Annotated in this window: 21 protein-coding genes; 15 read left to right on the top strand and 6 right to left on the bottom strand. The window is 69.9% G+C overall.

The genetic code is table 11. The features are described from left to right. From purH to AC0IWM_RS12295, 3 genes are all read right to left on the bottom strand, one after another. Complete coding sequence (purH, locus tag AC0IWM_RS12305; protein ID WP_471755328.1) at positions 1-1,599, bottom strand: bifunctional phosphoribosylaminoimidazolecarboxamide formyltransferase/IMP cyclohydrolase; 1,599 nt, start codon at positions 1,597-1,599, stop codon at positions 1-3. A 112-nt stretch (positions 1,600-1,711) separates the two neighbouring features. Beyond that, a complete protein-coding gene (locus tag AC0IWM_RS12300; RefSeq protein WP_471755326.1) occupies positions 1,712-3,448 on the bottom strand; it encodes a heparinase II/III family protein in 1,737 nt (578 codons plus the stop codon). 128 nt (positions 3,449-3,576) lie between these two features. Further along, entirely contained in the window at positions 3,577-4,431 is an 855-nt protein-coding gene (locus AC0IWM_RS12295; RefSeq protein ID WP_471755324.1) for a hypothetical protein, read from the bottom strand. Between the two features lie 130 nt (positions 4,432-4,561). On the opposite strand from AC0IWM_RS12295, the gene AC0IWM_RS12290 reads away from it, so the two are divergent. Beyond that, positions 4,562-5,944, top strand: coding sequence for a leucyl aminopeptidase family protein (locus AC0IWM_RS12290; RefSeq protein WP_471755322.1), 1,383 nt, complete (start codon positions 4,562-4,564; stop codon positions 5,942-5,944). A gap of 5 nt (positions 5,945-5,949) precedes the next feature. Here the strand turns inward: AC0IWM_RS12290 and AC0IWM_RS12285 are convergent, their stop codons facing one another. Next, positions 5,950-6,903, bottom strand: a complete 954-nt coding sequence (locus AC0IWM_RS12285; protein ID WP_471755320.1) for an EcsC family protein — start codon at positions 6,901-6,903, stop codon at positions 5,950-5,952. Between the two features lie 10 nt (positions 6,904-6,913). Beyond that, a complete protein-coding gene (locus AC0IWM_RS12280) occupies positions 6,914-8,371 on the bottom strand; it encodes an AmpG family muropeptide MFS transporter (protein WP_471755318.1) in 1,458 nt (485 codons plus the stop codon). Between the two features lie 318 nt (positions 8,372-8,689). Here AC0IWM_RS12280 and AC0IWM_RS12275 point away from each other — a divergent pair, with 318 nt between their 5' ends. Continuing rightward, on the top strand, positions 8,690-9,841 hold the full coding sequence (locus AC0IWM_RS12275; protein ID WP_471755316.1) for a PAS domain-containing protein: 1,152 nt from the start codon (positions 8,690-8,692) through the stop codon (positions 9,839-9,841). Continuing rightward, positions 9,838-10,293: a response regulator gene (locus AC0IWM_RS12270; protein WP_471755314.1), complete on the top strand. Its 456-nt coding sequence runs from the start codon at positions 9,838-9,840 to the stop codon at positions 10,291-10,293. The genes AC0IWM_RS12275 and AC0IWM_RS12270 overlap by 4 nt, the downstream gene beginning before the upstream one ends. 114 nt (positions 10,294-10,407) lie before the next feature. Here the strand turns inward: AC0IWM_RS12270 and AC0IWM_RS12265 are convergent, their stop codons facing one another. Next, the gene (locus AC0IWM_RS12265; RefSeq protein ID WP_471755620.1) at positions 10,408-10,863 is read right to left on the bottom strand and encodes a pilus assembly protein N-terminal domain-containing protein; all 456 of its coding nucleotides are present in this window, start codon (positions 10,861-10,863) and stop codon (positions 10,408-10,410) included. Between the two features lie 467 nt (positions 10,864-11,330). Between AC0IWM_RS12265 and AC0IWM_RS12260 the strand changes: the two genes are divergently transcribed. The 12 genes from AC0IWM_RS12260 (at position 11,331) to AC0IWM_RS12205 (ending at position 23,947) form a co-directional block, all read left to right on the top strand. Then, positions 11,331-11,501, top strand: a complete 171-nt coding sequence (locus AC0IWM_RS12260; RefSeq protein WP_471755312.1) for a Flp family type IVb pilin — start codon at positions 11,331-11,333, stop codon at positions 11,499-11,501. A gap of 265 nt (positions 11,502-11,766) precedes the next feature. Next, positions 11,767-12,273, top strand: coding sequence for an A24 family peptidase (locus AC0IWM_RS12255; protein ID WP_471755310.1), 507 nt, complete (start codon positions 11,767-11,769; stop codon positions 12,271-12,273). A 123-nt stretch (positions 12,274-12,396) separates the two neighbouring features. Next, a complete protein-coding gene (gene cpaB, locus AC0IWM_RS12250; RefSeq protein ID WP_056473564.1) occupies positions 12,397-13,194 on the top strand; it encodes a Flp pilus assembly protein CpaB in 798 nt (265 codons plus the stop codon). A 34-nt stretch (positions 13,195-13,228) separates the two neighbouring features. Further along, positions 13,229-14,719, top strand: a complete 1,491-nt coding sequence (locus AC0IWM_RS12245) for a type II and III secretion system protein family protein (protein WP_471755308.1) — start codon at positions 13,229-13,231, stop codon at positions 14,717-14,719. Positions 14,720-14,780: 61 nt separating this feature from the next. Next, positions 14,781-15,515, top strand: coding sequence for a CpaD family pilus assembly protein (locus tag AC0IWM_RS12240; RefSeq protein WP_471755306.1), 735 nt, complete (start codon positions 14,781-14,783; stop codon positions 15,513-15,515). Between the two features lie 86 nt (positions 15,516-15,601). Next, complete coding sequence (locus AC0IWM_RS12235) at positions 15,602-16,846, top strand: CpaE/TadZ family protein (RefSeq protein ID WP_056473556.1); 1,245 nt, start codon at positions 15,602-15,604, stop codon at positions 16,844-16,846. 45 nt (positions 16,847-16,891) lie between these two features. Further along, entirely contained in the window at positions 16,892-18,346 is a 1,455-nt protein-coding gene (locus tag AC0IWM_RS12230; protein WP_471755304.1) for a CpaF family protein, read from the top strand. Further along, positions 18,343-19,311, top strand: coding sequence for a type II secretion system F family protein (locus tag AC0IWM_RS12225; protein WP_471755302.1), 969 nt, complete (start codon positions 18,343-18,345; stop codon positions 19,309-19,311). The genes AC0IWM_RS12230 and AC0IWM_RS12225 overlap by 4 nt, the downstream gene beginning before the upstream one ends. 112 nt (positions 19,312-19,423) lie before the next feature. Continuing rightward, entirely contained in the window at positions 19,424-20,386 is a 963-nt protein-coding gene (locus AC0IWM_RS12220) for a type II secretion system F family protein (RefSeq protein WP_471755300.1), read from the top strand. Between the two features lie 141 nt (positions 20,387-20,527). Further along, positions 20,528-21,211 carry a metallophosphoesterase family protein gene (locus tag AC0IWM_RS12215; protein ID WP_471755298.1) on the top strand — a complete coding sequence of 228 codons (684 nt, stop codon included), beginning with the start codon at positions 20,528-20,530 and terminating at the stop codon, positions 21,209-21,211. A gap of 275 nt (positions 21,212-21,486) precedes the next feature. Next, positions 21,487-22,764, top strand: a complete 1,278-nt coding sequence (locus tag AC0IWM_RS12210) for an amidohydrolase (RefSeq protein WP_471755296.1) — start codon at positions 21,487-21,489, stop codon at positions 22,762-22,764. A gap of 7 nt (positions 22,765-22,771) precedes the next feature. Continuing rightward, the gene (locus AC0IWM_RS12205; protein ID WP_471755294.1) at positions 22,772-23,947 is read left to right on the top strand and encodes an amidohydrolase family protein; all 1,176 of its coding nucleotides are present in this window, start codon (positions 22,772-22,774) and stop codon (positions 23,945-23,947) included. The last annotated feature ends 126 nt before the right edge of the window (positions 23,948-24,073 follow it).

Below are 24,073 nucleotides of genomic sequence, written 5' to 3'. Positions count from 1 at the left end.
TCAGTGCCGGAAATGGCGGTGGCCGGTGAACACCATGGCGAGGCCGGCCTCGTCGGCGGCCTTGATCACGTCGGCGTCGCGCACGGAGCCGCCCGGCTGGATCACCGCCGTGGCTCCGGCCTCCGCGGCCGCGATCAGGCCGTCGGCGAAGGGAAAGAAGGCATCGGAGGCGACCACCGAGCCCTTGGCGAGGCTCTCCGCCGCACCGAGGCGCTTGGCGCCCTCGGCCGCCTTCCAGGCGGCGATGCGCGAGGAATCCACCCGCGACATCTGCCCGGCCCCGATGCCGACCGTCGCGCCGTCGCGCGCATACACGATCGCGTTCGACTTCACGTGCTTGGCGATCCGGTAGGCGAAGCGCAGATCGGCGTATTCGCGCTCGGACGGCGCGCGCTGCGTGACGACCGTCAGGGGCATGTCGTCGACCACCGCCGCGTCGCGGGCCTGGACCAGGAGGCCGCCCGCGAGGGTCTTCACGGTCTCGCCGGCCCCGCGCGGGTCGGGCAGACCGTCGGCGAGGAGGAGGCGCAGGTTCTTCTTGCCCGCGACGATCGCGATCGCCTCCTCGCTGGCGTCCGGCGCGATGATCACCTCGGTGAAGATCTCGACGATCCTGCGTGCCGCCTCCGCGTCCAGGGGACGGTTGAGGGCGACGATCCCGCCGAAGGCCGAGGTCGGGTCGCAGCTCAGGGCGCGCTCGTAGGCCTCGAGGAGGCTCGCACCCTCGGCCACGCCGCAGGGATTGGCGTGCTTGATGATCGCCACCGCCGCCGACCGTGCCGGATCGAACTCGGCCACGCACTCGTAGGCCGCATCGGTGTCGTTGAGGTTGTTGTAGGACAGCTCCTTGCCCTGGAGCTGGCGCGCGGTGGCGACGCCCGGGCGCGGCAGCCCGGAAGACCGGTAGAACGCGGCGCTCTGGTGGGGGTTCTCGCCGTAGCGCAGGGGCTGGGCGAGGCTCCCGCCGAAGGCGCGATAGGCGGGCGTCGCCTCGCTCTCGATCTGTCCGGCGAGCCAGTTGGCGATGGCCGCGTCGTAGGTCGCGGTGCGGGCATAGGCCTTCTGGGCGAGGCGACGGCGGGTCTTCTCGTGCAGGCTGCCGGCATTCGCCTCCAACTCGGCGAGGAGGTCGCCGTAATCGGCGACATCCACCACGACCGCGACGTCGGCGTGGTTCTTCGAGGCGGCACGGATCATCGCCGGTCCGCCGATGTCGATGTTCTCGACGCACTCGTCGTAGGAGGCGCCCTTCGCCACCGTCGCCTCGAACGGGTAGAGATTGACCACCAGGAGATCGATGGCGCGGATCCCGTGCGCCGCGAGGGCGGCCTGATGCTCGGGGTTGTCGCGCACGGCGAGCAAGCCCCCGTGGACGCCGGGATGCAGGGTCTTCACCCGCCCGTCCATCATTTCGGGAAAGCCGGTCAGGTCGGCGACCTCGGTGACCCGGAGCCCGGCCGCGCTCAGGGCCTTGTGGGTCCCACCGGTGGAGACGAGCTCGACGCCGAGGCGGTCGAGGGCGCTGGCGAACGCGACGAGGCCTTCCTTGTCCGAGACGGAGAGGAGTGCGCGGGAGACCCGCACCTGGTCATGCGACATGGCGTTGCGTCCGAAGGCAAGCGACGAGGAACTGACGGGCGCCTACCACGAAATTGTGCGCTGCGGCCAGTCGTCCCCCCGGCCCTGCCGCGCCGTCGGCCGTGCCGCTCCTTCAACCCTGCCGTGTCGGGGCCCTGGCGAAGCCCCAGCGGACGCGGGCGTCCTCGCTCACCGACAGGTAGAGCACGATCTGGTCGGTGCGCCGCGCGCCGGTGATCCCGGCGAAGTAGACGCTCTCCTCCAGGGCGACCGGCGCGCCCTCGGCCCCGAAATGCCAGACCTCGCCGATCGGCGAGGTGAGTTCGAGGCGTCCGTCGTCGAGGCCGCGCGCGGCGATGGCGGGATGCAGGTGGAAGCGCACCGCCACCTCCTGCGGCCGGTGCCGGACCTTGCCCCGCTTGGCCGCCGGCGGGCGCACGAAGGCGTCCTCGCCCTCGAGCAGGTTGCCGTTGCCGGTGAGGCGCCAGCGGCGTTCGTGGATGAGCCCAAGGTCGCGGGCATAGCCGTCGTGGCGCGCCGCCAGGATGGTGGCGCCCTCCTCCTTCGTGCGCTCCGACTTCACGTCGCGCGGGCCGCGCAGGATGACGGGGCCGATCCGGTGCGAGAGCCAGGTCACCGCCCAGCGCTCGTACCAGGCGCCCCCGCCGACCAGGAAGCGGCAGGACGAGGTGTCGCCCACCGTGGCGGTGGAGTGGGCGGCCGTGCTGCGGGCGAGGCGACGCAGTTCGGGCCCGCTCGCGGGAAGGCCGCAATTGACGACGATGCGCTGCGGTCCGCTCGACATCTCGAAGGACAGGCACCCGGCGCCCGCGTTGATCGAGTCGGGCAGCGGGGGCGGCGCGCCGACATCGGCGACGACCAGGACGCGCCCGCCCTCCAGGCGCTCGTAGCCGGAATTCGGCGCGTGCATCATCGGCTGGGCCAGGGCGCCGTCGTAGACCAGCAGGGTGGCGAGGTGGTCGGCCGCCGTCGCGCCCATGCCGTTGAAGTGGCTGAGCGAGGCATCCGGGTGCCGGAGCAGGCGCAGCAGCGGCAGCATCCGGTCGATGGCGTGCAGGAGCGCTTCCGGCGGGTCGACGCTGCGCGAGAGGAAGCTCTGGCGCAGGGGCAGCAGGTCGAGGAGCAACTCCATGGCGAAGCGCGGGTCGCGGCTGCGGTGGCCGCCGTCGCGCAGGATCTGCCGCTCGAGCTCGCGCACCAGGATGCGGGTGGCGCGGCGCAGGATCGGCTGAATCCCGTCGCAGCACAGGCCCGCGTAGCAGAGCGCCACCGCCGCGAGCAGGCGGCTCTGGGGCGAGATGCCCCGGCGCAGGTCGCCCTCGAGGTCGCGGGCCGTCTTGCCGAGGGCCTTCAGGAATGCCTGGTAGAAGGCGTGGTCGGCCCCCTCCAGGACCAGCGGCGATTGACAGAGGAAGGAGATCAGCCGGCGGGCCGCGACGGGGGTCGGCCGGGCGAGCGCCGCATCGCCGCGGCCGGCGATGAAGTCGGCCACGAAGGCGCGGGCATTGGCGCGGGCCAGGGCCGTGTCGGCGGCCCGCAGGTGGCGCAGCCACCCGAAGCCGTAGAGGATGTCGGCCCATTCCGGCGAGGGAGGCGCGTAGTCGAAGGGTGAGCGGCCGCTGACCGAGAGCGAGCGCCCGGCAAAGACGAACAGGCCGGCATAGATGTCGTCCGCGAAGGTCGCGTCGCTGGTGCGCAGGTCGTGCGGCGCGATGACGAGGGCGGTGACGCGTGCGCGGGCAAGGATATCGGGCCGGCCGGTCACCCGGGCATAGGTGTCGCGCACCGAGCGCGCGATCTCGCGTCCGATCAGCCGATAGAAGCGCCAGCGATCAGCACCCCAACGCACGCACTCTCCTCTTCCGCCGGCACGGCCGCGAGCCGGCGCCGCGTGGCGCCATGTCGGTTTGTGACTAGGCCGTGGGCCTTAACCTGCGGTTAACCTCAAGTCACCCGCCCCATCGGTGGCAGGCGGCCTCACCCCGCCGGCCGCGCGGCGGCCTGGCGCACGGGCCGGGCGCCGCGGCCATCGGCGGCCTTCAGGGCCTTCCAGCTGTTCGGCTGCGCCACGAAGGCGCGCAGCGCCACGGTGTTGGCCGCGGCCTCCTCCGGGGAGAGGTCCTGGCGGGAGACCGCCTCCGCCTCGGAGAACTTGCCCTGGAGCCCGAGCACCAGGGCGAGGTTCTGGCGCACGCGCGCGTCGGCCCGCGGCTGCTCGGCGGCCCGGCGCAGGGTCGCCTCCGCCTGGGGCAATTGCCGGCCGAGGGCATAGGAGAGACCGAGGTTCGACAGGATGACCGGATCATCCGGCTGGATCTTCAGCGCCGCCTCGTAGAAGCCCTGCGCCCGGGTGTGATCGTCGAGCTGGTCGGCGACCGCGCCCTGCGCCGACAGCACGCGCCAATCCGGCCGGGCCGGCGTGTGGGCGTTCTGAAGGACGTCCGCCGCTTCCTGGAAGCGGCCGACCTCGGACAGGCTCTTGCCGTAGGCGGCGAGCACGGTGTTGTTCTTCGGGTTGCGCAGGGCCGCCTGCTGCAGGACCGCGACGGCCTGCGGCTTCTGGTTCGTGGCGCGCAGGGCCTGCGCGTAGCGGAGCGCCAGGGACACGTCGTTCTGATCGGAGGCGTATTTCTCGCCCAGGGCCTCGACCTCCCGGCGGCTGATCACCGCGGGATTCTGCGGGCGGCCGAAGCCCGGCAGCGAGAGGCCGCCGAGGGAGCCGGTGGTCTCGGGGGAGCGGGATTGGCAGCCCGCCGCGAGGGCGGCGAGGAGCGTCGCCGCCAGCAGCGGTATCGGGCGCACCCGGGAGAACGTGAACAGCGGCGTGACCATGACGCGCTCCGCGACGGCCCGATCGGGCGCAGGATTTGCTCGGGCGAACGCTTCGCGCCGCCGTTCCGCCGGTGATAGAGCGTTAACCCTAACCCGCCGTTAATCCGCCGCCCCTGCCCTCACGAGATCCATGACCCAGACCCTGTCCCGCCTCGTCGCCGATCCGGGCGACGCCGTCCCGATCACCTGCGTCACGCCGGAATCCTGGTCCCGGGTCGAGGACGCGCTTCCGGCACCCCAGGCCGCCTATGCGCGCGCGACCGAGTTCGCGCCGAAGGCCGGGCGCATCGCCCTCCTCCCGGCCGCCGACGGACGGCTCGGCCAGGTGCTGTTCGGCCTGGGCGATGGCGGCGACCGGATGATCGCCGGCAAACTGCCCGGCGCGCTCCCGCCCGGCACCTATCGCTTCACGCCCGTGGACGGGTTCGATGCCGGCGCGGCGGCGCTCGCCTGGCTCCTCGGGAGCTACCGCTTCGGCCGCTATCGCGAGGCCGGCTCCGAACGTCCGGCCCTGATGGTGCCGGAGGGAGTCGATGGCGAGGCCGTCAGCCGCATCGCCGAGGCGGTGGCGCAGGGCCGTGACCTCGTGAACACCCCGGCCAACGACCTCGGTCCGGCGGAGATCGAGGCGGCGGTGCGCGCCGTCGCCGGGCGCCACGGCGTCACCGTCTCGGTCGTCACCGGCGAGGAGCTCGCGCGGGCGTTTCCCCTCGTCCACGCGGTCGGGGCCGCTTCCCCGCGGGCGCCGCGCCTCATCGACCTGTCCTGGGGGCCGGTCGATGCGCCGCGCGTGACGCTGGTCGGCAAGGGGGTCGCCTTCGACACCGGCGGCCTCGACATCAAGCCGTCGAGCGGCATGCTCCTGATGAAGAAGGACATGGGGGGCGCCGCGGCGGCCCTCGCGGCCGCCGACATGGTGATGGGTGCTGGACTGAACCTGCGCCTGCGCCTGATCGTGCCGGCCGTGGAGAACGCCATCTCAGGCGGCGCCTTCCGCCCGGGCGACGTGATCCGCAGCCGGGCCGGCCTGACCGTCGAGATCGGCAACACCGATGCCGAGGGACGGCTGATCCTCGCCGATGCCCTCGCGCTGGCGGATGCCGAAGGCCCGGAGCTGCTCCTCGACTTCGCGACCCTGACGGGCGCGGCGCGCGTCGCCCTCGGACCGGACCTTCCGGCGTTCTTCACCGAGGACGATGCCCTGGCCGCAGCGGTCTCGGAAGCCGGGATCGCCGTCGCCGACCCGGTCTGGCGGCTGCCCCTGCACAAGCCCTACGCGAGCCTGCTCGATTCGAAGATCGCCGACCTGAACAACGTCTCGGGCGGCCCCTTCGCGGGGGCGATCACGGCGGCCCTGTTCCTGCGGCGCTTCGCCCCCGGCACGCGGGCGCACGTGCATTTCGACCTCTACGGCTGGAACCCGTCGACCAAGCCCGGCCGGCCGGAGGGGGGCGAGGTACAGACCGCCCGCCTCGTCCACGCTCTGCTCGCGGGTCGCTACCCGCGGGCCTGACCGGCTCAGAGGCCCAGCATCGCCTTCTCGGATTCGTAGGCCGCGCGCACGGGCGCGGCGCCGTAGGTCCGCTCCAGCCGCCGCACGGTGAAGTGCGCCCGGGCGGTGGACTGGAAGTGGTCCATGAAGGCGGCGTTCACCGCCGCGCCGCCGACGGCGCCGAGGATCGGCACGGCCTGCGCCGCCACCTTCTGCGAGACGACGAGGCCGAAGCGCGCGGCGATCTGCGTCGAGAAGCGGATCAGGGCCGGCGCGGCCTCGTCGAGGAGCGCCCGGTTGCCGGCGTAGCGCGCCGCCTCGACCATCGTCTTGGCCAGCGCCGCGCGCACGGCGAAGTAGCCGCTCTCGGTCAGGGCGCTCCCGGCCGCCTCGCGGCCGCCGAGGGCGAAGACCTGCACGCAGGCGAGCGCATTCTCGGGATCGGTGAGATCCTCGCCCTCCTCCTGCGCGATCTGCGCGATCGAGCGCAGCATCAGCGTGGTGGAGACCGGCAGTTCGACCGCGAGGGTGGCGAGGCCGAAGGCGCCCCCGACGGCGCCGGAGACGGCCGCCATCGCCTTGTGGCCGAAGGCGCTGGACGGCAGGTACTTCGCCAGGCGCGTGGCGGTGCGGACCGTGGCCGATTCCGTGCCGGCGGGGCCGGCCAGGAGCGGATCGGACGGGGCCGCGACGGTGATCTCGCCGCCGGTCGGCAGGGTCGCCAGGGCGACCTTGAGCGAGGCGCGCATGGCGCTCTCGGTCGCCTGCGACACCGCGTCGGTCACCGGCGCGGGCAGTGCCCGGCCGATCATGTCGAGGGGCGCACCGGCCACCGCCGAGAGCCGCGCGGCGAGCCCGGGCTTCTCCAGGGCCGCGACGGCGCGCCGGAGCGCCGCGCGATCGGCGTCGCTGAGGTCCGGGGCGCCGGGGGTGACGGCCGGAACGGTGACGGTGTCGTCGACGAGTTTGATGTTGCTCACGTCTGCGCTCTCATCCGTGTGCCGGGTGGGGGCGTCCGGTCCGGCCCGCCCCGGGTTGGTCGTTGCCGGTGGAAGCAAGGCCGGGACCCCGCGCATGGTTCCCGCCGATCTCGTCGCCGGCGGCGGCCTCCGGGCGGACCGGATCGGTCGCGGTCTCCTGCGCCGCGGCCGCCTTGCGCACGCCCGCCCGGCCGACGAGGAGGCAGAGGACGACCACCGGGATGCCGACGGCCGCCGTGAAAGCGAAGAACACCGGGTAGCCGAAGGCCGCGACGATGTAGCCGGAGGTTCCGGCCACGAGCTTGCCCGGTAGCGCGTAGAGCGACGAGAACAGGGCGTACTGGGTGGCGGCGAAGCCCGGCGCGGTCAGGCTGGACATGTAGGCGATCAGTGCCATCCCGGCGAAGGACCCGCAGAAATTGTCGATGGAGATCGCGGCGGTGAGGCGCCAGACCTCCGGTCCGCCGAAGGACAGCCACGAGAAGGAGAGGTTCGAGGCCGCGCCGAGGAAGGCACCGACCACGAGGGTGGGAAACAGGCCGAAGCGCGTCATCGCCCAGCCGCCCACGAAGGCGCCCGCGATGCCGACCCAGATGCCGTAGAGCTTCGACACCGCGCCGATCTCGACCAAGCTGAATCCAACCTCCCGGTAAAGCGGGCTCGCCATGACGCCCGAGATGAAATCGGGCAGCCGATAGAGGGCGACGAGGATGAGGATCGCCCAGAGGCCGGCCCCGAGCCGGGTGTGCAGTTCGGTGAGGGGCTCCAAGACGGCGCCGCGGAAGGTCCAGGTCCTCGGCGGTACGGGCGAGGCCGCCTCCGCGGTCGCGCGGTCATAGGCCGGGGCGAGCAGCGCGGCGACGATGCCGACGCCCATGAGCCCCGCCATCGACAGGTAGGCGACGCTCCAGCCATAGGCGCTCGCGATGAACAGGGCGCCGGCGCCGGCTGACATCAGGGCGAGGCGGTAGCCGAGATTGGAGGTCGCCGCCATCACGCCCTGGAGGTCCGTGCCGGCCGCGTCGATGCGCCAGCCGTCGATGACCACGTCCTGCGTCGCGGCGCCGAAGGCGACCAGGAACGCACCGAGACCGAGAAGCGCGAGGCTGGTGCCGGGGTCGGCGGAGGCCATCAGCGTGAGCGACAGGGCGACCGCGCACTGAGTCGTGATCATCCAGGCGCGCCGGCGACCCAGCAATCCGCTGAGCACCGGCACGTCGAACCGGTCGATGAGCGGGGCCCAGAAGAACTTCAGCGAATAGGGCAGCGCCAGGTAGCTGAACAGGCCGATGGATTTGACGTCGACGTCCGAGTAGGCGAGCCGCGTCGAGAAGGTTCCGAGCACCAAGAGCAGCGGCAATCCCGAGGAGAAGCCCAGCGCCAGCATCAGGAGGATGCGCGGATCCTCGACGATGTCCTTCAGGCGGAGGCGGCGGCTCGGGCTGTCCAGCGCGTCGCTTTGGGCCATGGCATGGAACTCCTGAGGGCCGAAAGGCTTGATGCCCGCAAACCAAGCAGACCTTGGCGCCCGCCCGGGACGGGGGTAGCCGCCGGGCCGGCTTGCCGTGGCACATCGATTACCACCGACAGCATGCCTTCCGAAATCTTAACGCGAGGTCTCGCATCTTCCTGTTAGCGGTCCGGCCGCCCTCCAGATGTTCTCCGATCCAGGTGTTGACGGCGGGTCCTCCCGGCAGTTCAAATCCAGGTTCGCGTTCCAGTCGACAGGCGACCGGCCACCGTTCAGGTCGACAGTGCAGGTGTCCCGTCTTGGCTGAAGTCGATCATGACGCATAGGGAAACGCCGGCGACGGGAACCCGCGAGCTGGGTATCGGTGCAGGCGCGTTCGTGGCGGCCTTCACCGCGAGCCCGACGCCCATGGTCCTGACCGACCCGCACCAGGCCGACAACCCGATCGTGTGGGCGAACGACGCCTTCCTGTCCCTCACCGGCTACGCCTGGGAGGAGATCTCGGGCCGGAACTGCCGGATGCTGCAGGGTCCCGAGACGGATCCGCGCGCGGTGCGCCGCTTGCGCGAGGCGGTGGCCGCCGGGCGCCCGATCGAGATCGAGCTCGTCAATTACCGGAAGGACGGGACGTCGTTCTGGAACGGCATGACGGTGGCTCCCGTGCACGACGAGACCGGCCGGATCGCGCATTTCTACTCGGCCCAGGCCGACATGACCGGCAAGTACCGGCACGAAGTCGCGATGAAGGACGCGCATGACGAGCTCGAGCGCCGGGTCAGTGAGCAGACGGCGGATCTGCGGGCTGCCCTTGAACAGAAGACGGCGCTGCTCCATGAGGTCGACCATCGGGTCAAGAACAACCTCCAGGTCATCTCCTCGCTGATGCTCCTGAAGGCGCGCCGGACGCCGCGCGGGGAGGCCCGGGATGCCCTCCAGGGCATGGCCGAGCGCATCGGGGCGCTCTCGACGGTGCACCGGATGCTCTACTCCACCGGCGACGTGACGCGCTTCGACCTGCGTGAATTCGCGGACGACTTCGTCTCGGAGCTGGTGGCCGGCCTCGATACCGACCGGACGGCCGTCAGCGCCGAGATCGACTCCATCGCCGTGTCCGCCGCGATGGCGGCGCCTTTGGCGCTGATGATGCACGAACTCGCCACCAACGCCGTCCGGCACGCCTTTCCCGACAGCCGGCCCGGGCGGATCACGATCACCGCCCAGCGCAGCGCGGACGGCCTGCGCATGCTGATCGAGGACGATGGGGTGGGTCTCGCCGGTGGAACGCCGAACCCGGCGGGTTTCGGCCGCTCCCTGGTGGAGATGGTGGTGCGCCAGCTTCGCGGTGTCATCGCCTGGAGCGATGTCGGGCCCGGAACCCGCGTGGAGATCGTGGTCCCCCTCGACGCGATCTCGCTCCAGAGCGCCATCACCGATCGGGCTCCCGGCCCCGAATGGGCCTCCCCATGACCGGATCGCCGCTGCGCATTCTCGTGGTCGAAGACGAGGTCCTGATCGCCCTCGAACTCGAATGCCTGCTCGACGATCTCGGCCACGTCACGGTGGGTGTCGCCGGCAGTTCGGCAGAGGCGATCGCCCTCGGGCAGGCGACCGCGCCCGACGTGGCATTCGTGGACATCCACCTGATCGATGGTCCGACCGGCGTCGACGTCGCCCGCGCGCTCAGCGCCGACCCCAATGTCACGGTCGTGTTCATGACGGCGAACGCCAAGCGGATCCCCGACGATTTCGCCGGTGCCGTCGGGGTGATCGCCAAGCCCTACTCGGAGCGGGTGGTGGCCGGCGCCCTCCGGTACGTCGCGGACCGTCGGGCGGGCCTGGAAGCGACGGTCGAGGGCCTGGATGGCTTTCGCCTCGCCGTCGACGGGGCGGCCACGCATCGCCAGCCGCTCGGCGGGTGAAGCCTGAGGCCATGGCCCGCCGCGCCGCGATCCCGCACGCGAGGGGCGCGGATCTCGCTCAGCGGTGTCCGGCGCGGGCGGCCCGATGGCGTCTCGCCGGGACCCGGACTCGGACTAGCGGCTCGCGGCGGCGCCGCCCGTCGCCATGCTGCGGCGGCTCTCGGCCTGGCTGCTGACCTCGCCATAGAACTTGTTCGCATCGCCGAGCTGGATCGACGGCTGGCAATTCGGCGTGCAGGAGTAGGATTCCCGCTCCAGACCACGCTGGACGGTGATCACGGCGGCCTGCGGCGCCTGGACGCTGATCGTGGACTCCGCCAGCATCTGCCCCATGGCGTCGAGGGCGATCAGGTTCGTGCTGCCGAAGCTCTTGCCGGTCAGGATCAGGATGCCGTTCCGCTGCAGGGCGACGTCGGCGATCATCGGGTTGCCGACGATCACGGTCTGGGTCTTCTCCGGCAGGCGCATGACCTTGGCGTTGTCGACCGTCACCGCGACGATGGTGGGCGGCGCATCGATCGCCTGGGCGCGCGCATGGGAGCAGCCGAACACGGCGTAGCCGGCCAGCATCAGGGCCGTCAGGACCCGGAGCGGAATATGCGATGGGTTGGATGGGGGGTGCATCGGACGCTCACTCGGACCGGACGGCACGACGCAAATCGTGAACGATCTCGGCGAGGAGGCACGCGCCCGGCTGCCGAGGCTTGATCCTCAGGAAGCACGGGCAGGGTAAACGAACCGATAACCGGAAGACCTCGCCATCGGTCCGGACGCGTCGGCGCGGATACGGGCACGGCGCCCGAGGTGAACTGAAGTCGCGATGGATCCAAGCGTCACCGATCCTTGCGGGCCGGCGACAGCCGCCCGCGAAATCTTGGGCTTTACCAATGCTTCACTACAACGAGAGGCCCGCGGATCTGCCTCCGTTTCGGCGACTGATTTAACGCAATGGCAAGGGCCGTTCGGCAATATGAACCCGTCGCCGATCGAGACGCCCAGAGCGTGAACGGCACATTCACTCCCAGGGGAATTTTGCCATGACCACCATGTTCAAGCGTTTCGTGGCTGACGAGTCCGGCGCCACCGCCATCGAGTACGGCCTGATCGCCTCGCTGATCGCCGTCGCCGTCGTCGCCGTTCTGACCACCGTCGGCACCAACCTCAAGGCGACGCTGACCACCGTGGCGAACAACCTGAAGACCTCGTAATCGCGCGGGGCGTAACCCGCGCCTGCGGTCCGTCGACACGGCACCGCGGAGCGCACTCGATAGCCCGACCTCATCGGTTCCGAGGAGTATTGCGGTCATCCGCAATGCTCCTCGCTCCGTTCGGCGGTGATCGCATCTCGATACCGCGGCGCCCGGCCGATCCCGCCGGGGCGGCGCGACGACGCTTCCGAAGGCTTCGATCGTCGGACCGATCGGGCCTTCGTCCCACCTCACAGGTCCACCCACCGGCAGGAACGAAAGCGACATGGCCAGCGTCAGTCTCCTCGTCGTGTTTCCCTTCCTGATGGCCTATGCCGCCGCCAGGGACCTCCTGACGATGCTGATCCCGAACATGGTGTCGATCGCCCTGGTCGCGGCATTCGCGGTCTTCGCCGTCGCCGGCGGTCTCGGCTGGGACGATCTGGCGGGCCATCTCGGCGCCGGCGCCGCGACCCTCGCCGTCACCTTCACGCTCTTCGCCCTCGGCTTCATCGGCGGCGGCGACGCCAAGCTCGCGGCCGCGACGGCCTTGTGGATCGGCTTCGACCAGCTGGCCGGCTACCTGATCATCGCGTCCCTGGCCGGAGGCGCGCTGACCCTGACGCTTCTCGCCGTGCGCCTGCAGCCGCTCCCCTCCCCGGTCGCGCGTCTGCCCTTCGTCCGGCACCTGCACGACGCCAGGACCGGCGTTCCCTACGGCATCGCCCTCGCGCTCTCGGCCCTGGTGGTGATGCCCGATACGGCCATCTGGCTTCGTCTCGTCACGGTCTGATCTGCCGCTGCCTCAGGTTTCGGCATTCCTTCGCATCGATTACTCCTTGTTAACCGTAATTTGAGGAATGCGACGTCATTCTCGACCGACACGGCGATGTGCCGCGCAGGTTCGAGTTCGGCGATGAAACCAGCCAGACTGGCCGTCCTTGCCATTGCCCTCGTGGCAGGTGGTGGAGCGGCATTGTTGATCAGTGGGGAGGACAAGCCGGTGGTGCAGCCGGCGGCCGTCGTGCCGCCGCCCGTCGTGCCGATGACCGACGTCCTCGTCGCCGCCGCCGAACTGCCGATGGGGCAGAACATCCAGGCGCCGGACCTGCGCTGGCAGCCCTGGCCGAACGATGCCGTGACGACCGGCTACATCACCCGCACGAACGCGCCGAAGGGCATGGAGGAGATCGTCGGCTCGATCGCCCGGTCCGGCTTCCTCGCCGGCGAGCCGATCCGGCCCCAGAAGCTCGCCCGTTCCGACGGCGGCTTCATGGCGGCGATCCTGCCCGCAGGCATGCGCGCCGTGGCGATCACCATCGACGCGGTCGGCAGCAGCACGGCGGGCGGCTTCATCCTGCCCAACGACCACGTCGACGTGATCCGGACCTACCGGGACGACGATTCCGCACGCGGGACCGCCGAGGTCCAGCTCTCCGAGACCCTGCTCCAGGACGTGCGCGTCCTCGCCATCGGACAGGTCGTCCAGGAGAAGAACGGCAACACCGTCGTCACCGGACAGACGGCCACCCTGGCGCTGACGCCGGGCCAGGCCGAGACCGTGACCCTCGCCCAGAAGGTCGGGCAACTCTCGCTCTCGTTGCGCAGCCTGGTGGACAGCGGACGCAGCAGCGATCCGAGCCTCGAGAGCCGCCCCGAGACGGCCCTGACCGTGGTGCGGTTCGGCGTCGCGAAGCAGCAATCGCGACGCTGAGACCGGCGCACGCACGATGACAGAGGACGCGTCGATGACCCTCTCCCCCTGGCCGGCCCTGCGGCGCGCCCCGCTGCTCGCCTGGCTCCTCGCCGGATTCCTGCCCTTCGCGGCCGTGAGCCCCGCATCCGCTCAGTCCCATGGCGGCCTGACCGCGGCACCCGTGCTGGCGGTCGGGGCCAACGAGGGGGCGACGTCGCGCCGGGTCGACCTCACCATGGGGCGCTCGCTGGTGATCGACCTGCCGCGCGACGCCAAGGAGGTGTTCGTCGCCAACCCGAAGGTGGCCAACGCGGTCGTTCGCTCGACCCGCAAGGTGTTCGTCATCGGCATGGAGAACGGGGCGACCTCGATCTTCATCATGGATGGCGAGGGCCGGCAGATCACCGCCCTCGACGTCACCGTGGCGCGCGACCTCAACGTGCTGCGCCAGACCCTGAACCAGAGCATCGCGGGCGGACGCTTCGACGTCCGCGCGGCCGGGGATTCGGTCGTCATGACCGGGACGGTGAATTCCGCGTCCGAGGCCGCCCAGGCCCTCGACATCGCCAACGCCTTCGTGGGTGTCTCGGGCGTCGGTCCGGCCGCGCGCGGCGCCGTCATCAACAACCTCACGATCCGCGGCAAGGATCAGGTGATGCTGCGCGTCACCGTGGTCGAGGTCTCGCGCACGGTGCTCAAGCAGTTCGGCGTCAATCTGAGCGGAGGCTGGTCCGGCCTCAACCTCGTCAACACCACGCCGCTCGCGCTCAACGGCGGCGCCTTCCCGACCGGCAACCTGCTCGCGGGCACGATCAACGGCCCGGGCGGCGCGAACCTCACGGCCACCCTTCGGGCCTTCGAGCAGGCCGGCGTCTCCCGGGTCCTCGCCGAGCCGACCCTGACGGCCATCTCCGGCGAATCCGCGACCTTCACGGCCGGCGGCCAGATCCCCGTTCCCTCGAACCTGAGCTGCACCTCCGTCGGGACCAGCACGATCCAGACCTGCGTGCCGAGCGTCAGCTACAAGGATTACGGCGTCAGCCTCAACTTCACGCCGGTGGTGCTGGCGGAGAACCGGATCTCGGTGCGCGTCGGAACCCAGGTCACCGAGATCGATCAGCAGAACGCCCTGAACCTGAACTTCACCGGGACCACCACCGCGGTGCCCGGCTTCACCGTCCGCAAGTCCGAGACCACGATCGAACTGGCGTCCGGCGCCACGATGATGACGGCCGGCCTGATCCAGCAGCGCAACAAGGCGGCGATCACCGGGCTGCCGGGCCTCATCAACCTGCCCGTCATCGGCGCGCTCTTCCGGTCCCGCGACTACCAGCGCCAGGAGACGGAGCTGATGATCATGGTCACGCCGTACATCGCGAAGCCGATGGAGCCGCGTCAGGTCGCCCGTCCCGATGACGGCTTCGTCGATGCCCAGGATGCGCAGGGCATCCTGCTCGGGCGCTTCAACCGCCTCTACGGGGTCGCCGGCGCGAGTCCGCTCGGCAGCGCCTATCGCGGCCGCGTCGGCTTCATCACCGACTGATCCGGCGCATCCCCGAACGATCAAGGTACCGCGGCCCCGGCCCCAGCAGGACCCTTCCCCGATGTTCCTCCCTTCCCTCCGCACACCGCTGGCTCTGGCAGCGCTGGCCGGCGTCGCCGCCCTGCTCGGGGCCTGCCGCGCCGATCCAGCCGCCACCACCGGCTCGCTCTACCCGGCCGATTATCGCGCGCGGCATCCCCTCGCCCTCGCCGAGGGCGTGCGCACCCTCGACGTCTTCGTGACCGGCACGGGCCATATCGATCCCCGCCAGGCCGCCGACGTCGACGCCTTCCTGCTGGAGTACCGGCGCTACGGGCGCGGCACACTGGTCCTCGACGTTCCCGCCGGCGGCACGCCCGGGACCGCCGCCGCGGTCGACCGGACGGCCGCGGCCCTGCAACGGATGAGCCTCGAGGGCGGCGTGTCCGGCCGTCAGGTCGCGGTCTCCCGCTACGTGGTGGCCAATCCGAACCTCGCTGCGCCCCTGCGGCTGAGCTTCCAGCGCATGGAGGCCAAGGGCGCCAGCCAGTGCGGAAACTGGCCTCAGGATCTCGGCGTCGGCGATCCGGCGTTCAGCGGCCGCAACGAGATCTACTGGAACTTCGGCTGCGCAACGCAGTCGAACGTCGCCGCGCAGGTGGCGGACCCGGTCGATCTCGTGCGGGCCCGCCCCGAAGGGCGGATCGACACGATCCGGCGCACCAACGACATCGGCAAGATCCGAGACGGCAAGGATCCGTCAATCGAATGGCGTCAGGATGGGAAGACCTCGATCAAGGCGCAGGTCTCGCAATAAGCGCGCTGGGCGGGCGCCCCGCTTCGCCCGCGACCTGACCCGCCCTCGCATCCGCATCGGCGGCAACCTGAACCGGAATTCTCCTCATGGCGGATCTGAACGAGACGTCCGAGCGCATCATCGCTCCCGTGCCGCGGATCACGATTCAGGCGTTCTGCGAGACGCAGGAAAGCGCGGCGCTGATCGAGTCCGTCGGCGCCGACCGGCGCATGCAGAAGGCGCACGTCAAGGTCCAGATGGGCGGTGGCGCCGCCGCGGTGGAGGCCTACCGGCACGCGCCGACGCCGAACGTCATCGTCATCGAGACGCAGGGCACGAAGTCCCGCCCCCTCGAGAGCCTCGATTCGCTGGCGGAGGTCTGTGACGAGGGGACGAAGGTCGTCGTCATCGGGCACGTGAACGACGTGGCGCTCTATCGCCAGTTCATCCAGCGCGGCGTGAGCGAATACCTGATGGCGCCGGTGCGCCCGATCGACCTGATCCAGGCGATCTCGGATCTGTTCACGGCTCCGGGCGCCAAGCCGGTCGGTCGGACCGTCGCCGTCGTCGGCGCGAAGGGCGGGGTCGGGGTCTCCACGCTCGCCCACAACCTGGCCTGGACGATCGCCCGGGAGCAGGACACCGCGACCGTCATCGCCGACCTCGACATCGCCTTCGGAACAGCCAGCCTGAACTTCAACCAGGACCCGCCGCAGGGCATCGCCGAGGCGGTGTTCGCGCCGGACCGGCTCGATTCGAACCTCCTCGACCGTCTGCTGTCGAAGTGCAGCGACAACCTCTCGCTCCTCGCCGCGCCCGCCACCCTCGACCGCACCACCGATCTGGCCGAGCCGGCCTTCGATCACCTGCTCGATCTGCTGAGGGCCGCCGTGCCCTGCGTCGTGCTCGACGTCCCCCATCAGTGGACGGCCTGGTCGCGCCGGCTGATGATCAGCGCCGACGAGATCCTCATCGTGGCGAGCCCCGAGCTCGCCGCTCTGCGCAACGCGAAGAACCTCCTGACCCTGCTGCAGCAGAATCGTCCGAACGACCGCAAGCCGCGCATCATCCTCAACGGCGTCGGTGTTCCCAAGCGCCCCGAGATCGCATCGGCCGAATTCGCGAAATCCCTCGATACGACGATCACGGCCGCGATCCCCTTCGACGCCGCCCTGTTCGGCACGGCTGCGAATAACGGGCAGATGATCGGCGAGGTGCAGTCCGGCGCGAAGGCGGCCGAGATCTTCTCCTCCCTCGCCGCCGCGATCACCGGCCGCGCCGAACTGCGGCGCGCACGGCCGAACCTATTCGAGCCCCTGCTCTCCAAGCTCGCGCGCCGTAAGGCCTCGTGATGCGTCAGCCGGTTTCGCACGACCCGACCGCCAGGAGGCCGCCCCATGTTCGGTAGACGATCCGGCAGCGCGGCGGCGACGGCGCCGCGTCCCGTAGCCGTCATCGCCACGCCGCAGGTCTCGCTGCCGGTCCACGACGATTCGGCCCTCCGCCCGAAGGTGGAGGCGCCCCGTCGTCCCGAACCCGTGGCCGTCATGGAGACGGTGAAGTCGGAGGACTACTTCCGCACCAAGAGCATGATCTTCGGTGCACTGATCGAAGCGATCGACCTGTCGCAGCTCTCGCGCCTCGATGCCGAGTCCGCGCGCGAGGAAATCCGCGACATCGTCTCGGAGATCATCGGGCTCAAGAACATCGTCCTGTCGATCGCCGAGCAGGAGGAACTGCTCGACGACATCTGCAACGACGTGCTCGGCTACGGCCCCCTCGAGCCGCTGCTCGCCCGCGACGACATCGCCGACATCATGGTCAACGGTGCCAGCCGGGCCTTCATCGAGGTCGGCGGCAAGATCCAGCTCACCAATGTGCGCTTCCGCGACAACCAGCAGCTGATGAACATCTGTCAGCGAATCGTGAGCCAGGTCGGCCGGCGCGTCGACGAGGCCTCGCCGATCTGCGACGCGCGTCTCCCCGATGGCTCTCGCGTCAACATCATCGCCCCGCCGCTGGCGATCGACGGGCCGGTGCTCACCATCCGTAAGTTCAAGAAGGACAAGCTCACCCTCGACCAGCTCGTCACCTTCGGGGCGATCTCGCCGGAAGGCGCCCGCATCCTGCAGATCATCGGCCGCGTCCGCTGCAACGTCGTGATCTCGGGCGGTACCGGCTCGGGCAAGACCACGCTGCTGAACTGCCTCACCCGCTACATCGATGAGGACGAGCGCATCATCACCTGCGAGGACGCGGCCGAGCTGCAACTTCAGCAGGCGCACGTGGTCCGCCTCGAAACCCGGCCGCCCAACATGGAGGGATCCGGCCAGGTCACCATGCGCGACCTCGTCAAGAACTGCCTGCGCATGCGGCCCGAGCGCATCATCGTCGGCGAGGTCCGCGGCCCGGAGGCCTTCGACCTCCTGCAGGCGATGAATACGGGCCACGACGGTTCCATGGGAACGCTGCACGCCAACTCGCCGCGCGAGGCCCTGGCGCGTATCGAGTCGATGATCACCATGGGCGGCTTCAGCCTGCCCTCCCGCACGCTGCGCGAGATGATCTGCGGCTCCATCGACGTCATCGTGCAGGCCACCCGCCTACGCGACGGCTCGCGCCGGATCACCCACATCACCGAGGTGATGGGGCTCGAAGGCGACGTCATCATCACGCAGGACCTGTTCCTGTACGACGTGCTCGGCGAGGATGCGAACGGCAAGCTCATCGGGCGCCACCGCTCCACGGGCATCGGCCGGCCGCGCTTCTGGGAGCGCGCGCGCTACTACGGCGAGGACGAGGCCCTCGCGGCCGCCCTCGATGCCGCGAGCGCCGGCGGGAGCGCCCTGTGAACGCCAGCGGCCTCGCCCTCGCGTCCGGCCTCCTCGCGCTCACGGCCGGCGGGCTCGCCTACGTCTTCGTGTTTCCCTACCTCTCCGGCGAGAAGCGGTCCGCCGAACGCCGCCGGACCGTCAGCGTCGTCGCCGCGCCGGGGAGCCGGACCGCGACGGTCAGCCGCCGCGAGCAGGTCGCCAAGAGCCTCAAGGAAGTCGAGGCCAAGCGCGAAGGCACCAAGGTCACGCTCGAACTGAAGCTCGCCCGGGCCGGTCTGTCCTGGTCCCGAAATCAGTTCTTCGCCATCTCGGTGGTGATGGCGATCGTGTTCGGCTTCGCGATCCTGATCACGACCGGCAATCCGCTGGCGGGTCTCGGCGCGGTGTTCGCCGGCGGCTTCGGCCTGCCGCTCTGGCTGGTCGCCTATCTGCGCAAGCGCCGGATCAAAGCGTTCATCAACGAGTTGCCGACCGCCATCGATATCATCACCCGTGGCGTGCGCGCCGGTATCCCGGTCGGCGACTGCTTCCGGATCATCTCGCGGGAGGCCGAGGAGCCGATCCGCAGCGAATTCCGCCAGGTCGTCGAGGCCCAGACCCTCGGTCTCTCCCTCGGTGAGGCCCTGCTGAAGATGCACGAGCGGGTGCCGGTCTCCGACGTCAACTTCTTCGCCATCGTGATCAGCATCCAGGCCAAGTCCGGCGGCAATCTCTCCGAAGCATTGGCCAACCTCTCGCGGGTGCTGCGCGAGCGCAAGAAGATGGCCGGGAAGATCCAGGCTATGAGCATGGAGGCGAAGGCGTCCGGCGGAATCATCGCGGCGCTGCCCTTCATCGTCGCGACCCTGACCTACCTGTCGAGCCCGGATTACATCTCGCTCCTCTGGCGCACCGATATCGGCAAGCTTGCCCTGGTGGCCTCCGCGATCTGGATGTCGCTCGGCGTCTTCACGATGAAGAAGATGATCAACTTCGACGTCTGAACCGCCCCGCCGCAAGACGCCCCGCCGCAAGACGCCCCGCCGCAAGACGCCCCGCCGCAAGACGCCCCGTCACCCAGAATCCTCGGCCGGTCGGATCGTACGGAGACACCGCATGCTGGATCTCATCGCCGCGAAGGTCACCGACCCGCGATTTCTCGGCACCGCCCTGGCGGCGGTCGCCGCGGCTGCCACGGCGTTCGCGCTGCTCCAGCCGATCCTGGAGCCGGACCGTCTCGGCAAGCGCATGAAGCTGCTGGGAGAGGAGCGCGAGGAGATCCGGCGCCGCGAGCGCGAGCGCATGAGCTCCAAGGCGACCCTGCGGGTCGCGCCGAAGGCCTACATGAAACGGGTGGTGGAGCAGTTCAACCTGAACCGCTGGCTCGGGACCGAAACCTCCCGGAAGCAGCTGATGATGGCGGGGTATCGCTCGCCCGGCGCGGAAACCGGCTTTCTGTTCTTCCGCCTCGTGACCCCGATCGTCCTCGCCCTCGTCGCGATCTTCTACGTCTTCGTCCTCGGGGTTCTGGACCAGCCCTTCGCGATCCGGACGATGATCGTGATCGCCGTCCTCCTCCTCGGAATCAAGGCGCCCGAACTCTACCTGCACAACTGCGCCAACAAGCGCCAGACCGAGATCCGGGCGGCCTGGCCGGACGCCCTCGACCTGACGCTGATCTGCGTGGAATCGGGCATGTCGGTCGAGCACGCCTTCCGCCGCGTCAGCACCGAGGTGGTGGGGCAGTCGATCGTCCTCGCCGAGGAACTCGCGGTCCTGACGGCCGAACTCTCCTACCTTCCGGATCGGCGGATCGCCTTCGAGAATCTCGCCAACCGCATCGGCCTCGACCAGATCAAGGCGGTCACGACCGCCCTGATCCAGGCCGAGCGCTACGGGACGCCCGTGGGCCAGGCGTTGCGGGTCCTGTCGCAGGAGAGCCGCGACATGCGCATGAACGAAGCCGAGAAGAAGGCTGCCGCCCTGCCGCCGAAGCTGACGGTGCCGATGATCCTGTTCTTCCTGCCCGTGCTGTTCGTGGTCATCCTGACCCCGGCGATGATCCAGATCTTCCGATAGGGCGCGGCCGGCGACACGGCCTGGACCCGGACGTCTCACAGGATGGGGAGGTGCGCAGACCCTTCGTGAATCGAGGATGTTCGGAGCATCGGAATCCTGCCATGCGGTCGGCGTGCCTCTGACCCCGTCACCGGATCCTGCATGAACGACCTGACCTACGCGATCGGCGACATTCACGGCTGCGCAGGCGCTTTGCTCCGCCTGCTGCGCCGGATCAACGTGCATCGCGCCGGCCGTCCCGCCCGGATCGTCTGCCTCGGCGACTACGTGGACCGCGGTCCCGAGAGTGCACGGGTGATCGAGATCCTGAGACACCTTCAGCGCGGTGCCCCCAACGCCATCACCTGCCTCCTGGGCAATCACGAGCAGATGATGCTGGACGCCTATCGGGACGCGCTCGGTGCCACGGTCTGGTTGACCAATGGCGGCCAGGAAACGCTGCGCTCCTTCGGGATCGCGGATCCGGAAGATTTTCCGCACGACGTCCTGACTTGGCTCTCGCTCCTGCCCACCGTCCACGAGGATGCCCTGCGCTACTACGTTCACGCGGGCTTTCGGCCCGGACGCCAGGGGATCGATCCGGACGTGTCCGCCCGCCTCTGGATCCGCGAGCCGTTCCTGAGCGCGGCCTTCGACTTCGGGAAGCACGTGGTCCACGGGCATACCCCACAGACGAGCGGCGTGCCGGACCAGCAGCCATTCCGTACCAACCTCGACACCGGGTGCATCTACGGCGGAGCCCTCACCGCCGGGATCTTCGACGAGACCCGGCCCGGCCCGATCGGCTTCCTCCAGGTCGATCGGGACGATGAGTCCGACCGCTGATCCGCGATCGAGACCTTGCCGTCGCAGGTTTTCGTCGACGATCGCGCACCGTTCCGCGTCGCGTGATGGGCTGCGGTCGGTGCGACGACGAGCGTAAGCGCCGCGGATGTCTCGGAATGCATCCGCCTGATCTTCGAAAAGCATTGCCTATCCTGGTGATCGACCCCTAGTCTCCCGGACATCGGGGCCGACGAACGAGCGCCGAGACCAGGGAGTCGAATCCATGCCGAGCAGGGCAGTGATCCGCCGTGCGGTCGTGATCCGGGGGCGAGGCCGTGGATGAGCCGACGCGCCGCGCCTGGCTCGGCGGCGCGGCCGCGGCCGGTCTCGTCGCCGCGACCGGCGTACGCGCGGAACCGGATCCGAACGGGCCCTTCGACCTCGTGATCCGGGGTGGCGAGGTGATCGATCCGAGCCAATCCCTGCGCGCGAAGCGCGATGTCGGCATCCGCTACGGGCGGATCGCGGCCCTCGCGCCGGACCTGCCGACGGACCGGGCCAAGCAGACGATCGACGCCTCCGGCAAGCTCGTCCTGCCCGGCCTCGTCGACCTCCACGCCCATACCTTTCCGTACGGCTCGGCGATCGGCATTCCGGCCGACGAGACGGTGCCGTTCTCGGGCGTGACCACGGTCGTCTCGGCGGGCGATGCGGGCGCCAACACCATCGCCGCCCTGCGCCGGCACATCGCCGCCCAGACCCGGACGCGAATGTTCGCCTTCGTGCACATCGCGAACAACGGGTTGTCGGCCTTCCCCGTCGCCGAACTCTACAACATCGACAATGCCCAGGTGGAAGCCTGTGCGCGCGCCATCGCCGAGAACCCGGACTTCGTCCTGGGGGCCAAGGTGCGGATGTCGGAGAACGTCATCTTCAAGCATGGTGCCGAACCCCTGCACCGGGCGATCCAGGCCTGCGAGATGTCGGGGCGGCCCGCCAAGGTGATGGCGCATATCGGCGGCGTCGAGACCGCCGACCTGATGAGCCGGATCCTCGACCTGCTGCGGCCCGGCGACATCCTCACGCACTGCTACTCCGGCGCGCCCAACATGGCGGGCCAGTTCACCAACATCGTCCAGGACGGCAAGCTCCTGCCGGCGGCGCTCGCCGCCAAGCAGCGCGGCGTCGTGTTCGACATCGGTCATGGCGGCGGCTCCTTCGACTTCACCGTGGCGGAGGCGGCCATCGCCCAGGGAGCGCCGCCCGATACGATCTCGTCGGACCTGCACGTCGTCTCCGGCAACACGCCGGGCATGCCATTCCTGCCGCTGGTCATGAGCAAGTTCCTGCCTCTCGGCTTCGGCCTGGAGCAGGTGATCGCGATGGCGACCGCGGCACCGGCCCGCGTCATCGACCGGGACGCGAAGCTCGGAACCCTGCAGGTCGGTGCGCCGGGCGACGTCTCGGTGATGGAGTGGGTCGAGCGGCCGCTCTCCATGGTGGACACCCGCAACAATCGCCGGGACGGCAGAGGCTTCCTCGCGCCCGTCCAGACGGTGAACAACGGCGTCCCGTTCGGGCGTCCCTACCAGCTCCCCTTCTCCGTTCGGTGAGGCCGCGATGATCGCATCGTCCGACGCCCCGGCCACCTGCACCTGCTGTCTGCCGCGTCGCGGCTTCATGCGGGCCGTGGCGGCCCTGGGCGGTGCGGTGGCCGCGGGCTCGCACGCGGCGGCGCAGCCGGCGGATCGCGCGCCCTATCGCGGCCCCGTCGTCGATTGCCACGGCCACTACACCACCGAGCCGCCGGCCATGCTGGCCTGGCGCAAGCGCCAGATCGACGCCATCAACGATCCCGCCCAGTCCCCCTCGCCCGCCGCCCTGTCCGTCAGCGACGACGAGGTCCGCGCGAGCGTCGCCGGGCGCCAGGTCAAGCTCCAGACCGAGCGCGGCATCTCCCTCGCCCTCTTCTCGCCGCGCGCCGGAGGCATGGGGCACCACATCGGCAATGCCCGGACCAGCCTCGACTGGTCGGTCGTCTCCAACGACATGATCCACCGCGTCGCCACGCTGATGCCGCGCAATTTCGTCGGAATCTGCCAGCTGCCGCAGACGCCCGGCGTCTCGCCGAAGAACTGCACGGCGGAACTCGAGCGCTGCGTGACGCAGCTCGGCTTCGTCGGCTGCAACGTGAATCCCGACCCGTCCGGCGGCCATTGGAGCGATCCGCCCCTCTCGGACCGGTTCTGGTACCCGCTCTGGGAGAAGATGGTCGAGCTCGACGTGCCCGGCATGGTGCATGTCAGCGCCTCGGCCAATCGCAACTTCCATGCGACCGGCGCGCATTACATGAACGGCGACACCACCGCCTTCATGCAGTTCGTCACCTCGGACCTGTTCAAGGATTTCCCGACCCTGCGCCTGATCATCCCGCACGGGGGCGGCGCGGTCCCTTATCACTGGGGCCGCTACCGCGGACTGGCGCAGGACATGAAGCGCCCGCCGCTCACGGACCTGCTGCGCAACGTCTATTTCGACACCTGCGTCTACCACCAGCCCGGCATCGACCTGCTGTTGAAGGTCGTGCCCACGGACAACGTGCTCTTCGCATCCGAGATGGTGGGCGCGGTGAACGGGATCGATCCCGAGACCGGCCACGCCTACGACGACACCAAGCGATACGTCGAGGCGGCCGCGATCTCCGATGCGGATCGGGCCAAGCTCTATGCGGGCAACGCCCTGCGGGTGTATCCGCGCCTCGCGGCCAGGCTCGCGCAGGTCGGGCTGGCTCCCTGAGCGCCCCGATCCTCATGCGATCCTTATAAGAACGCGCCGGACGCCCTCTCGAACCCTAATGCGGTTCCCGTCCATTCTTCGGGCGAGGCGCGATCGGTCGTGACGACCCGAGTCCGATCCGCCGCA

It is taken from the genome of Methylobacterium sp. AC433 (genome assembly GCF_979253015.1).
This window is presented reverse-complemented; position numbering and strand designations above follow the sequence as displayed.